We start from the raw sequence: 12,375 nt of genomic DNA on the forward strand, positions 1-12,375 counted from the left end.
TAATCAAAATAATATTCAATGAAGCAGGGGCAACTTTGTATTTTTGTTATATAAAGCTAAAAATATGACCAAATTAAGTGTAAATATTAATAAAATTGCTACTCTTAGAAATGCGCGCGGCGGAAATATTCCTAATGTCGTTCAGGTAGCACTGGATATAGAATCTTTTGGGGCTCAGGGCATAACTGTACATCCAAGGCCAGATGAGCGGCATATAACCTATCAGGATGTGCTTGATCTTAGTCGTGTCTTGACAACAGAGTTTAATATTGAAGGGAATCCTATTACAAAATTCGTGAATCTTGTACTACAGGTAAAGCCGGCCCAGGTGACTCTCGTGCCAGATAAAGAAGATGCCATAACCTCCAATGCAGGATGGGATACCGTGCAGAATAAAACTTATCTTAAAGAAGTAATTTCGGTATTTAAGGAAAATAATATCCGGACTTCTATTTTCGTAGATCCCGAACCCGAGATGATAAAAGCGGCAGTGGAGACCGGTGCAGACAGGATAGAGCTATATACTGAAGCTTACGCTGTTTCCTATGCAAATGGCGAAAAGGAAGGTGTGATGCCTTATGCAGAATGTGCTAAAATTGCACATGAGCTAGGGCTGGAAATAAATGCAGGGCACGATCTTTCTTTAGATAATATTGAATATTTTAAAGAGAAGGTGCCTCATGTAGATGAGGTTTCTATTGGCCACGCCTTAATCTCAGAGTCCTTATACATTGGGCTGGAAAAAACGATACAAGAATATCTAAAAATACTTAAGTAAAATGAAGTTACATTCAACAACAGTTGGGAAAGGTAAACCTCTCCTTATTTTACACGGATTCCTGGGAATGAGTGATAACTGGAAAACCTTGGGAAATTCCTTTGCAGAAGAAGGATTTGAGGTGCATCTTCTAGATCAGCGAAATCACGGTAAAAGCCCACACAGTGATGACTTTAATTATAATCTTCTTGCTGAAGATATTGCACTTTATTGCAGTGAAAGAAAGCTGGAAAATATTGTCCTTCTTGGTCATTCCATGGGTGGTAAAACGGCCATGTTAACAGCTTTTCTTCATCCTGAATTAGTGGAAAAATTAATAGTAGTGGATATTGCACCTAAGTATTATGCTCCTCATCACCAGGAAATCCTGGCAGGTCTAACAGCTTTGGATGAAGCTACCATAACTTCCCGTGGAGATGCTGAAGACTTTTTAGCAGATTTTGTTCCGGACAAACCAACAAGGCTGTTCCTGTTAAAAAACCTTTACTGGAAAACCAAAGAAAAACTTTCCTTGAAACTCAATTTAGAATCGCTGAAAAATAATATAGAGGATCTTGGCGCAGCACTTCCAGTACAATATGCTTATGAAAAGTCCACTCTTTTTATAAAGGGTGGAAAGTCAAAATACATTAAAGATGAAGATTGGGAAGAGATCAAAGAACAATTTAGTAAGGCAGAGTTAGTGACTATTCCCGGAGCTGGGCATTGGGTGCATGCAGAAAAGAGGAAGGAATTCTTTAATGTGGTATTGGGATTTCTTCAATGAATGTTAAATTTGTTATGTACGCATAATAAATTCATAAGAAATGTTGTTTAATTTTTATTTTATTCCAATATTAGCCTCTATATATTAAACAATATTGAATTTTAATCACTGTTATTTATGAAAAAAATATTTTTGCTCGTGCTCTGCGGGCTAACTTCTGCGGTTATTTATGCCGGGGGGTACAGGGTCAGTCTTCAGGGTCAGCGTTCCCTTGCTATGGGGCATACCGGAGTGGCGCTGGTAAACAATGCTGAACTTGCTTTTTTTAATCCGGCGGGCCTGGTTTACCTGGAAAATAAAATAAATGTCGCTGTGGGTGCAAGTGCAGTATTCTCTAACGTTATCTGGCAGAACGACGAATTTGGGCAGATGGCTGAAACTGATAACCCTGTTGGAACTCCTTTCTATGCTTACTTCTCGTATGGCGTAAACGACTGGTTAACATTGGGTTTAAGTGCCTATACTCCCTATGGAAGCTCTGTAGAATGGCCCGATGATTGGGCTGGTTCTCACCTTGTTAATAACATCGATTTGCAGGCCATTTATATCCAACCGTTAGCTTCCGTTAAAATTTCAGAGAAGATCAGTATTGGCGGTGGTCCCATTTATGTAAATGGTTCGGTTAATTTCAATAGAAACCTTGACAGAACTCTTACTGATGTGGAAGGGAACAGAGCAAATGTCACTGTTGATGCTTCGGGTGTTAGTGCGTGGGGTTGGTCACTTGGGGGCATGTACAGTCCTACCGAGAATTTGCGTTTTGGCGTAAATTACCGTTCAGAGATAATCGTGGAAGCTGAAGGTGGAGATGCAGATTTTGAAAATATCCCAAATTCACCCGCGACCTCTTTCGCAGATACTCAGTTTGATGCTGCCTTGCCCCTACCTGCAGAGCTTACAGTGGGTGCCTCTTACCGCTTTGACAAGTGGACGGTGGCGGTAGATTATAATAGAAATTACTGGGATGTCTATAATTCGTTGGATATAGATTTTGCAGATGCAGGCATTCCTGATTCAGACAATCCAAGGAATTACAAGAACTCGTCTATTTATAGGTTCGGACTTCAATATTGGGCAAATGAAACCTTCACACTTCGTGCAGGTTATTATTTTGACGAATCTCCAGTCCAGTCCGGTTATTTTGCTCCTGAAACTCCTCGTAATGATTCCAATAACTTTACAGGGGGTCTTTCAATAAATATCAACGATCGTTTTGCCATAGATGCCTCTTTTCTTTACAGTAGGTTTGACGAAATCGAGGAAACTTATAATCCTGATCCGGAAACATTCCCTGATTATGAAGGTGTGCCTTTTGGAGGGACTTTTAAATCCAGTGCTTTTGTGCCTGGACTTGGATTAACAATTAAAATTTAATAGGAACCACATGAAAAATTATTTTAGATATATAGCAGTTCTGGCTTTAAGTATTGTTTCCTGTGAACCGGAATTTGAGGATCCCATAGATGAAGAAGGTTTTTACAGTAATGGAGAAGCAGATTTTTCAAATTATGTAGCTCTGGGAAATTCGTTAACCGCGGGATTTGCAGACAATGCATTGTATATTTCCGGACAGGAAAACTCTTATCCAAACATTCTTGCACAGCAATTTGCAGTAGTTCAGGATACTGAAGGTTTTAGACAACCTTTGGTGAACGACAATACGGGAGGGCTGGTTTTAGGAGGGCAGACTATTCCTGGATTTGATACAAGGCTGGTGCTTTCTTTTGATGCAGATGGCAGTAATCCCAGTCCCCAAAATTACCGTGGAGCACAACCAACCACAGATGTAAGTACAAAACTGGAAGGTAGTTTTAATAATATGGGTGTTCCCGGCGCTAAAAGTTATCAGCTGGCGTTCCCGGGCTATGGAGATTTAAGCGGATTAACAACTCAACCTGCTACAGCGAATCCCTATTTTGTTAGGTTTGCTTCCTCGCCACAAACTACAGTAGTTCAGGATGCTTTAGCACAGGAGCCTACTTTTTTTTCGTTGTGGATTGGGAATAACGATGTGTTGGGATTTGCTACTTCAGGAGGGGTTGGCGTGGATCAAACGGGAACATTTACTGGTGCTAATCCAATAGAATATTTTAGTACATACGGTCCAAACGACATTACAGATCCAAATGCTTTTGCAGCGGTTTACGGGCAGATGGTGCAGGATCTGTCTGCGTCAGCATCTGGCGGGGTTTTAATTAACATTCCTGATGTTGCTTCTGTACCTTATTTTACTACTGTTCCTGTCAACGCCATTCCGTTAGATTCACAAACTGCGACTGCTTTAAATGCACAGTTTGCTGCGTACAACGATCAGATCCTTCCGGGACTTATGGGGCTTGGCTTATTATCTGCGGAAGAAGTGCAGGCAAGAAGGATTAATTTTACTGAAGGACAAAATTTTGTGACACTTAGAGATGAGAGTTTAACCGATATAAGCCAGATAATCCAGGGAGCTCCTTTTAATCTTGACGCGCAAACTGCAGGCTTGTTAGGGCAATTGAGACAGGCGACTGTTGGGGATCTTATCCCGTTAACCTCTTCCGGTTTCCTTGGTACTACCGTGGGAGGAGACCCTATGATGATAAACGGTGTTTCCGTTCCTCTTGGGGATCAACATGTATTAACCACGAGTGAGCAGGAAATGATTGCTGCGGCAACTCAAAGATATAACGAAACCATTGCGGCCCTTGCAGAAGCTAACGGTCTTGGCCTGGTAGATGCAAATGCAACCTTGTCACGTTTGGCAAGCGAAGGTATTTCTTTTGATGCCGGTACGGTTACTGCAGATTTTGTGTCAGGAGGAGCTTTCTCCTTAGATGGTATTCACTTAACTCCCAGAGGTTACGCCATTATTGCCAATGGCATTATTGATGAAATTAACGATACTTACAACTCAGAAGTCCCTAAAGTAAACGTAGGTAATTATACCACCGTTACGCTAAGTAACGATGTGCAATAATATTAAATTTCACCCAAAATTATAACGCCGGATTTTTATCCGGCGTTTTTTTTGCACTTTTGTCGGCTAACCAACTTTTTTCCCTTATGAAATTTATTCTGCGTATCCTGTTATCAGCAATAGCAGTTCTCATCTTAGCCGAGTTTCTGCCCCGCGTTAGTGTAGATAATTATGTTACCGCTATAATCGTGGCCCTCGTTTTGGCAATTCTCAATCTTATTGTAAAGCCAATTCTGGTCCTGTTCACGTTGCCTGTTACCATAATTACCTTCGGTTTGTTTCTGTTGATTATCAATGCGGTGATTATCCTTTTGGCAGATGCCTTTGTGGGTGGTTTTATGGTTGATGGATTGTTAATGGCTATAATATTCAGTTTGTTACTATCGCTTTTTCAATCGTTGTTGTTTTCCATTTTAAAATCAGATTAGAAGCTTGCTGAAATTCAGTAAATTGAAACTTTGCCGGCTTACGAAAAAAGTGTAATTTTGCACTCCAATTTTTATAACAAGTCAAGATGAATATTACCAGAGAGAATATTGATGAACTAAATGCGATCGTAAAAGTAGACATCGCACAAGAGGACTATTCGGGAAAAGTAGAGAAGATTTTAAAAGATTACCGCAAAAATGCCAATATCCCTGGCTTTAGAAAAGGGCATGTGCCTATGGGAATGGTCAAGAAGCAATATGGTAAGGCCGTTTTGGTGGATGAGGTGAATAAGCTGCTTCAGGAAGGTTTAAACAATTACCTTAAAGAGGAAAAGCTCGATGTGCTTGGAAATCCGCTACCTAAAGAACAGGATAATTTTGACTGGGATAAAGATAACTACAGCTTTGAATTTGAACTTGGTCTATCTCCGGAATTTGATGTGGATCTTGATGTTAAGGAGCCAATCAACCATTATAAAATTGTAGCAGATGATGAGATGGTGGATAACCAGATCAAAAACATGCAGAAGCAATATGGAAAACTTGTTTCCAAAGAAAAGGCAGAAGAAGGTGATATCGTTGCAGGTACTTTTAAGAATGAAGAAGAAGGAATCGATAATTCGACTTCAGTAGAATTGGAAAAAATAAAAGGTAAAGAAAATCTTGAAAAATTTGTTGGAGCTAAAGCAGGTGATACCATCAGCTTAAGCACAAAAGGTCTTTTTGAAGATGATCACGATTTAATTCAGCACCTTAAAATTGAGCATGACAAAGCGCACGATCTGGATATTGAAGTAGAATTTACAGTTTCTGAAGTAAATGAGCAGGAGCTTGCAGATCTTGACCAGGAATTGTTCGATAAGCTTTTTGGAAAGGATGAAGTAAAAACTGTTACAGAGCTTAAGGAGAAGATAAAAGAAGATGCTGCAAAGCAATTTCAGCAACAAAGCGATCAGCAACTAATGAACGATGTTACTGAAGCTTTAATTGAAAATACGAAGTTTGATCTTCCTAAAGAATTTCTTCAGAAATGGATTCAGACTGTAGGTGAAGAACCAATGACAGAAGAAGAAGCTGCAGAAGAGTATGAAAAGAGCGAGAAAGGACTACGTTACCAGTTAATTGAAGGTAAAGTAATGAAAGACAATGGTCTTGAAATCAACTTTGAAGATCTTAAAGCATTTGCAATAGAAAAGATAAAAATGCAAATGGCCCAGTTTGGTCAGATGGATCCTTCAGAAAAAGAACTGGACGATATTGCTGCGCGAATCCTATCTAATCAGGATGAAGCCAAACGTTTATCTGAACAGGTAATGAATGAAAAATTATTGGAATTCTATAAGGAAAATATGAGTTTCAATGAAAAAGAGGTAACCTACGATGAATTTGTGAAAGAAATTTATGAGTAAGCTATTTCTATAATTTATACTTATCTTTAAGGTGTTAAACCGATTTGGTCTAACACCTTTTTTAGTAACAATTATCCGCTTTGGATAAAGATAAAGCCAATTTGACGTAAAAGTTTGATTGGCTGAATTTTTGAATGTCCTTAAGCAGAAAAATAAAAATATAGAATTGATGGACTACGGAAAAGAATTTGAAAAATACGCCACAAAACATCACGGAATTAATAGTAACTATTACGATAAGTTGGTGAGTGCGGTAACTCCACCAGTGGGGATGACTCCTAACATTATTGAAGAGCGGCAGATGAATGCCGTGGCAATGGATGTTTTTTCACGTTTAATGATGGATCGTATTATTTTTATGGGTACGGGTATAAGCGATCAAATCGCAAATATCATCCAGGCACAGTTACTTTTTCTCGAAAGTACAGATGCTTCTAAGGATATCCAGATTTATATTAACTCTCCGGGAGGCAGTGTGTATGCAGGATTAGGTATTTATGATACTATGCAATTTATAAAACCAGATGTAGCCACGATCTGTACAGGAATGGCAGCTTCTATGGGTGCAGTTTTACTTTGTGCGGGTGAAAAAGGTAAAAGAAGTGGGCTTCCACACTCCAGGGTGATGATTCACCAGCCTCTGGGAGGTGCCCAGGGTCAGGCTAGTGACATTGAAATTACTGCCAGGGAAATCCTCACTTTGAAGGAAGAGTTGTACAAGATTATCTCTAAGCATTCCGGTCAGGATTATGAGAAGGTACATGAAGATAGTGACCGTGATTACTGGATGAAGGCAGATAAAGCGAAGGAATATGGTATGATCGATGAAGTATTAAAAAGAGAAGCATAATTGGAATTCAGGAATCATTTTTTATATTATAAGAAGCCTGAATTAATAATAGGAAAACCAAAGTAATGGGTAAAGAGGATTTAGAATGTTCATTTTGTGGTAGGAAGAAGCCGGAGACCAGCTTATTAATAGCCGGTCTGGATGCTCATATTTGTGATAGGTGTATTGAACAGGCTCATGGTATAGTTTTGGAAGAATCCCGGCAAGGTGAAGCCAAAGAACTTTCTTCAGATCTAATGCTTAGTAAGCCAAAAACTATAAAATCTTTTCTGGATGAGTATGTTATAGGACAGGAGGACACTAAGAAAGTGATGTCTGTTGCAGTATATAATCACTATAAAAGATTGTTGCAGCCGGGTACAGATGATGATGTAGAGATCCAGAAAAGTAATATTATTATGGTAGGGGAGACCGGTACCGGTAAAACCCTTATCGCGAAGACCATAGCAAAGATGCTAAACGTGCCTTTGGCTATTGTTGATGCAACTGTTTTAACTGAAGCTGGTTATGTTGGAGAAGATGTGGAAGGGATCCTTACCCGTCTCCTGCAGGCAGCCGATTATAATACCGAAAAAGCCCAACGCGGAATTGTTTTTATTGATGAAATCGATAAAATCGCCCGTAAAAGCGACAATCCTTCTATTACCAGGGATGTTTCCGGAGAAGGTGTTCAGCAGGCCTTGTTGAAATTACTGGAAGGAACTACCGTAAATGTTCCGCCTAAAGGAGGAAGAAAACATCCGGATCAAAAGTTTATAGAAGTAGATACAGAAAATATTTTATTTATTGCCGGAGGTGCATTCGACGGGATAGAAAAAAATATAAGTAAGCGGCTTAATATGCAGGCGGTAGGTTTTAGTGCTTCAAAAAATGATGATAAAATAGAGCGTACTAATCTGCTTAAATATATTATCCCAAAGGATTTAAAAGATTTTGGTTTAATTCCGGAGATCATTGGGCGCCTTCCCGCACTCACTTACATGAATCCGTTAGATAAAGATACGCTCAGGCAGATCCTTACCGAACCTAAAAACGCGATTATCAAACAGTATCAGAAACTCTTTGAGATGGACGATATTGAATTTGAAATGACTGAAGATGCCCTGGATTATATAGTAGGAAAAGCAGTGGAATATAAGCTTGGTGCCCGTGGATTACGCTCACTTTGTGAAGCAATTCTTACAGATGCCATGTTCGAGATGCCTGAAAGTAACCAGACAAAACTTGTTGTTGACGCAGAATATGCTGAAAACAAATTGAACAAATCAACACTTAATAAACTAAAAGCGGTCTCTTAAAACGCACTTAGTAAATACTAATTTTCAAGCCATTTCTTCGGAAGTGGCTTTTTTTATTCAATTTTTCCATTGAAAGATGAATTATCTATCGTAATATTGCAATGAATAAAAACGGAAGCAAAAGTGGGCGTTACAAAGTCTGAAATATTTACCGATTACCAGAACAAACTGGCACTTGCTGCAAGGGTTTTGGGTCATCCTGCCCGTATAGCAATTCTTCAGCATTTATTTAAAACAGATTCCTGCGTTTGTGGAGACCTGGTGGGGGTTATAGGTTTAGCACAACCAACAATTTCTCAACATCTAAAGGAGCTTAAGAATCTTGGAGTGATTAAAGGAAATATTGAGGGTACAAGGGTTTGTTACTGTATCGATACCCAAAAGTGGGAAGAATTAAAAGAACTTTTTGCAGGTTTTCTTGATCAGACAGCTTCAGAAAAAAGCTGTTGCTAAAAAAATTTAGTTTTAATCATCGCTTTATTGCGATAAAACAATAAGAGTTATGAAATTATCAGAAATTAAAAAACACTTGGGGGAGTTAAATCAGATTGGCTTTAAGTTGCCAGATGGTACTTTGGTTCCACGGCATTTTCACGTTACCGAAATCGGAAAGATCAGCAAGAAATTCATCGATTGTGGAGGAACTTTAAGAGATGAAGAAGTTGTTAATTTCCAGCTGTGGGAAGCACAGGATTATGATCATCGCTTGCATCCCGAAAAGCTAATGTCGATAATTGAACTTTCTGAAAGGGTACTTGAATTGGAAGATTTAGAAATCGAGGTCGAGTATCAGGGAAATACCATAGGGAGATATGATCTTGGTTTTGACGGGAAACATTTTTTACTGTTGAATAAACAAACCGCCTGTCTTGCTTTAGATCAATGTGGCGTAGACGATAACTCAAAGCCGAAAATTGCCAAATTCGAGCCATCATCTTCAGCGGCTTGTGAACCTGGTAGCGGATGCTGCTAATATTTTAATTCTGACTTACAAAAGGATGAAAAAAACAAGTTTACTGACTGCAATTCAGCAAAAAATAGGATCTTTTGATATAAAATCTGTTTCAGAAGAGAGAAAAGAGGTTTTAGAGCCACTAATTCAGTATATAAAGACCAAAATTGATCAAAATGAACAAATAAAGATTCATTTTATCTGTACCCATAACTCAAGGAGGAGCCAGTTTGCCCAAATTTGGGCTCAGGCCATAGCCGCTTATTATAATATTGAAATTCTGGCCTTTTCCGGCGGAGTAGAGGTTACGGCATTTAATGAGAATGCGGTGTCTGCCATTAAAAATGCCGGTTTTCAGTTGGTGGCCACAGGAGATAAGAATCCGGTTTATTCAGTTAATTATGCTGAAGATGCACCTGCTTTAAAGATGTACTCCAAAAAATTTGATGACACTGCAAATCCGGAAGAAAACTTTGCTGCAATTATGACCTGCTCTCATGCCGATGAAACCTGCCCCTTTATTCCCGGTGCCGAAAAGCGGATTCCGGTGAAATATGATGATCCCAAAGCTTTTGACGGTACCCCGCAACAGGATGAAAAATATCAGGAACGTAGCGACGAAATAGCAACAGAAATGTTATACGTATTCTCTACTGTTCAAAAGCAGAAATCTTCTTAAGACCTATTCAATGGCTGAAAATAAAAAACTTGGATTTCTAAATACGTATCTTACGCTGTGGATATTTATTGCCATGGGGATTGGTGTAGCTCTCGGCTTCCTCTTTCCATCTTTCCCGGAGCGGATAGAATCTTATAGTAGCGGTACCACCAACTGGCCCATTGCCGTTGGGCTTATTCTTATGATGTATCCGCCGTTGGCGAAAGTCAATTACCGGCTTTTGCCTAAGGTGTTTCGTAATGTAAAGATACTTTCCATCTCCTTACTTCTCAATTGGATTATTGGGCCAATTTTAATGTTTGTCCTGGCAATGATTTTTCTTCAGGATCACCCCGAATATATGGTCGGTCTTATCTTAATAGGCCTGGCGCGTTGCATCGCCATGGTTCTGGTCTGGAACGATCTGGCAGAGGGAAGCAGCGAATATGGTGCAGGCCTGGTAGCGCTAAACAGTATTTTCCAGGTGTTTGCTTATAGTTTTTACGCCTGGCTGTTCATTACAGTATTACCACCGATGTTTGGGTTCGATGGGGCGGTAGTAGATATTTCTATTGCAACTATTGCAGAAAGTGTGGCAATTTACCTGGGGATTCCATTTGTGCTGGGAATCCTGAGCAGATACTTCCTGGTTAAACTAAAAGGGAGCGATTGGTACGACAAAAAGTTTATTCCTGCAATTTCGCCAATTACACTTATAGCCTTGCTCTTTACTATCGTGCTTATGTTTTCACTTAAGGGCGAGCTTATTGTTGAAATCCCAATGGATGTGGTGGTTATTGCGGTACCGCTGTTGATTTATTTTACACTCATGTTTATTATTGGCTTTTTTATCAGCAAAGCAATGGGGGCAACCTACGATAAAAACGCTGCTATTGCTTTTACGGCAGCGGGGAATAATTTTGAACTGGCTATTGCGGTTGCGATAGCTGTCTTCGGATTAAATTCGGGGCAGGCTTTTGCGGGAGTGATAGGTCCTTTAATAGAAGTTCCTGCACTTATTCTTCTGGTACGTGTCTCCTTTTGGCTGAAAAAGAAGTATTATTGAATTCTCATTTTTCTGAAGCAGAATTTTCAGAAATTGAATAAACCAAATATGGATCAACAGCAAAAAAATAATCCTCTGCACGGAGTAAAACTTGTGGATATGCTGAATTTTCTTGTAGAAAAGTACGGCTGGGACGAATTGGGAAAGAGAATAAACATCCGTTGTTTTACACATGATCCTTCCGTAAAGTCCAGCTTAAAATTTCTTCGGAAAACTCCATGGGCACGCGAAAAAGTTGAACAATTATATCTGAAAAGTATTTAGTTTAAAGACTGTTGCTGTTGTATAAATCGTACCAGGAAATATCCCGAAGCATTCCTTCCAATTTGTTTTTCGGAATATCAGAAGTGAGCGAAGGCAGTTTTTCGTGTGCTTCAGCCGTTTCTAAAGGGTAGTTGAGGTGCTGCATTAAGCCTCCGGCTTTTTCTATGGCAAGTTCTTTTTGTTCTTCGCTCAATTGCTCCACCCATTTCCCGAATTTTCCTTTGTTGAGGTGCTTCGGGCTTTTATTTTTCATGTTAGAGAAAGTCACGGCTTCTTCAATTTCTTTCTGCTCTTTTTCAGATAAACTAACCTGAAGGTAATCTAGTAAAGATTTTAATTCAGCAGGAAAATTGTGCAACAACCGTTCATAGAAAACAAAATGAATATCTAATTTTTCTTTATGAAGTAGATAATTGCCATAAAACCATATCCATCGTTCCAGCAGGTTCGCGTATTCATTGTCCATAAACTCTTCCGGCGAAGAATAAGGGGAGGGATAATGCTTTTTCATATACGGAGTAAAAGCAAATTTTGCAGCCGATAACGCCCGGTCTCTGGGATCCCGAACTATGCAAATTCTCTTTGTGAAAAGAGGAAGAACATCAAAACTTGTGGAGCACAGGGTAGAATGTGTCCACGCCAGGCTGGTGGAATTGGCATAAACTGCAGGATCTGAAATTTTCTCCCTAAAAATTGAACTTATCCTGAAATAGCATCCATCTTCTTCAATATCTATCATATCTACTCCAGCCTGGTCTTTAAAGCTGAGCTCCATATTTTTTGCCTGTTGGTAAAGCTCCTGTTGCTGAATAAAAGACTTTATTGAAAATCCCTTTTTCTTAAGAATCTGATGTAAAATGGTGTGTAGCCAATAACTTCCCGATTTTGGTGCACTTATCTGCAGAATGTTCATTTATCTGTACTTTAAAAACAAGCTAATAATTTTT

At 39.3% G+C, this 12,375-nt stretch carries 14 protein-coding genes; 13 read left to right on the top strand and 1 reads right to left on the bottom strand.

Annotated elements, in window-relative coordinates; translation table 11 throughout:
• Positions 1–64: 64 nt before the first annotated feature.
• The 13 genes from RM529_RS01585 to RM529_RS01645 all read left to right on the top strand — a co-directional run bounded on the left by RM529_RS01585 (position 65) and on the right by RM529_RS01645 (position 11,428).
• Positions 65–778 (top strand): pyridoxine 5'-phosphate synthase, encoded by a 714-nt coding sequence (locus tag RM529_RS01585; protein ID WP_311482994.1) that lies wholly within the window; start codon positions 65–67, stop codon positions 776–778.
• 1 nt (position 779) lies between these two features.
• A complete protein-coding gene (locus RM529_RS01590; RefSeq protein ID WP_311482995.1) occupies positions 780–1,544 on the top strand; it encodes an alpha/beta fold hydrolase in 765 nt (254 codons plus the stop codon).
• A gap of 117 nt (positions 1,545–1,661) precedes the next feature.
• A complete protein-coding gene (locus RM529_RS01595) occupies positions 1,662–2,918 on the top strand; it encodes an OmpP1/FadL family transporter (RefSeq protein ID WP_311482996.1) in 1,257 nt (418 codons plus the stop codon).
• A gap of 10 nt (positions 2,919–2,928) precedes the next feature.
• A complete protein-coding gene (locus RM529_RS01600; RefSeq protein WP_311482997.1) occupies positions 2,929–4,503 on the top strand; it encodes an SGNH/GDSL hydrolase family protein in 1,575 nt (524 codons plus the stop codon).
• An 86-nt stretch (positions 4,504–4,589) separates the two neighbouring features.
• Positions 4,590–4,931: a phage holin family protein gene (locus RM529_RS01605; RefSeq protein ID WP_311482998.1), complete on the top strand. Its 342-nt coding sequence runs from the start codon at positions 4,590–4,592 to the stop codon at positions 4,929–4,931.
• 86 nt (positions 4,932–5,017) lie between these two features.
• Positions 5,018–6,340, top strand: coding sequence for a trigger factor (gene tig / locus RM529_RS01610; RefSeq protein WP_311482999.1), 1,323 nt, complete (start codon positions 5,018–5,020; stop codon positions 6,338–6,340).
• Positions 6,341–6,509: 169 nt separating this feature from the next.
• Positions 6,510–7,190, top strand: a complete 681-nt coding sequence (gene clpP / locus RM529_RS01615; protein WP_311483000.1) for an ATP-dependent Clp endopeptidase proteolytic subunit ClpP — start codon at positions 6,510–6,512, stop codon at positions 7,188–7,190.
• Positions 7,191–7,255: 65 nt separating this feature from the next.
• Positions 7,256–8,488 carry an ATP-dependent Clp protease ATP-binding subunit ClpX gene (clpX, locus tag RM529_RS01620; protein WP_311483001.1) on the top strand — a complete coding sequence of 411 codons (1,233 nt, stop codon included), beginning with the start codon at positions 7,256–7,258 and terminating at the stop codon, positions 8,486–8,488.
• 123 nt (positions 8,489–8,611) lie between these two features.
• On the top strand, positions 8,612–8,941 hold the full coding sequence (locus RM529_RS01625; protein ID WP_311483002.1) for an ArsR/SmtB family transcription factor: 330 nt from the start codon (positions 8,612–8,614) through the stop codon (positions 8,939–8,941).
• 49 nt (positions 8,942–8,990) lie between these two features.
• Complete coding sequence (locus RM529_RS01630; protein ID WP_311483003.1) at positions 8,991–9,461, top strand: DUF6428 family protein; 471 nt, start codon at positions 8,991–8,993, stop codon at positions 9,459–9,461.
• Positions 9,462–9,486: 25 nt separating this feature from the next.
• Positions 9,487–10,119, top strand: a complete 633-nt coding sequence (locus tag RM529_RS01635) for a low molecular weight phosphatase family protein (protein WP_311483004.1) — start codon at positions 9,487–9,489, stop codon at positions 10,117–10,119.
• A gap of 10 nt (positions 10,120–10,129) precedes the next feature.
• Complete coding sequence (arsB, locus tag RM529_RS01640) at positions 10,130–11,164, top strand: ACR3 family arsenite efflux transporter (protein WP_311483005.1); 1,035 nt, start codon at positions 10,130–10,132, stop codon at positions 11,162–11,164.
• A 48-nt stretch (positions 11,165–11,212) separates the two neighbouring features.
• Positions 11,213–11,428, top strand: coding sequence for a VF530 family protein (locus tag RM529_RS01645; RefSeq protein ID WP_311483006.1), 216 nt, complete (start codon positions 11,213–11,215; stop codon positions 11,426–11,428).
• A 1-nt stretch (position 11,429) separates the two neighbouring features.
• Here RM529_RS01645 and RM529_RS01650 read toward each other — a convergent pair whose 3' ends face one another.
• A complete protein-coding gene (locus RM529_RS01650) occupies positions 11,430–12,341 on the bottom strand; it encodes a sulfotransferase domain-containing protein (RefSeq protein ID WP_311483007.1) in 912 nt (303 codons plus the stop codon).
• Positions 12,342–12,375: the final 34 nt, after the last annotated feature.

The organism is Autumnicola edwardsiae (assembly GCF_031846505.1).
Taxonomy (GTDB): domain Bacteria; phylum Bacteroidota; class Bacteroidia; order Flavobacteriales; family Flavobacteriaceae; genus Autumnicola; species Autumnicola edwardsiae.

Excerpts from the sequence above, each read along its gene's own strand:
- RM529_RS01585 (WP_311482994.1), top strand. The coding sequence starts at position 65 with ATGACCAAATTAAGTGTAAATATTAATAAAATTGCTACTCTTAGAAAT.
- RM529_RS01590 (WP_311482995.1), top strand. The coding sequence starts at position 780 with ATGAAGTTACATTCAACAACAGTTGGGAAAGGTAAACCTCTCCTTATT.
- RM529_RS01595 (WP_311482996.1), top strand. The coding sequence starts at position 1,662 with ATGAAAAAAATATTTTTGCTCGTGCTCTGCGGGCTAACTTCTGCGGTT.
- RM529_RS01600 (WP_311482997.1), top strand. The coding sequence starts at position 2,929 with ATGAAAAATTATTTTAGATATATAGCAGTTCTGGCTTTAAGTATTGTT.
- RM529_RS01605 (WP_311482998.1), top strand. The coding sequence starts at position 4,590 with ATGAAATTTATTCTGCGTATCCTGTTATCAGCAATAGCAGTTCTCATC.
- tig (WP_311482999.1), top strand. The coding sequence starts at position 5,018 with ATGAATATTACCAGAGAGAATATTGATGAACTAAATGCGATCGTAAAA.
- clpP (WP_311483000.1), top strand. The coding sequence starts at position 6,510 with ATGGACTACGGAAAAGAATTTGAAAAATACGCCACAAAACATCACGGA.
- clpX (WP_311483001.1), top strand. The coding sequence starts at position 7,256 with ATGGGTAAAGAGGATTTAGAATGTTCATTTTGTGGTAGGAAGAAGCCG.
- RM529_RS01630 (WP_311483003.1), top strand. The coding sequence starts at position 8,991 with ATGAAATTATCAGAAATTAAAAAACACTTGGGGGAGTTAAATCAGATT.
- RM529_RS01635 (WP_311483004.1), top strand. The coding sequence starts at position 9,487 with ATGAAAAAAACAAGTTTACTGACTGCAATTCAGCAAAAAATAGGATCT.
- arsB (WP_311483005.1), top strand. The coding sequence starts at position 10,130 with ATGGCTGAAAATAAAAAACTTGGATTTCTAAATACGTATCTTACGCTG.
- RM529_RS01645 (WP_311483006.1), top strand. The coding sequence starts at position 11,213 with ATGGATCAACAGCAAAAAAATAATCCTCTGCACGGAGTAAAACTTGTG.
- RM529_RS01650 (WP_311483007.1), bottom strand. The coding sequence starts at position 12,341 with ATGAACATTCTGCAGATAAGTGCACCAAAATCGGGAAGTTATTGGCTA.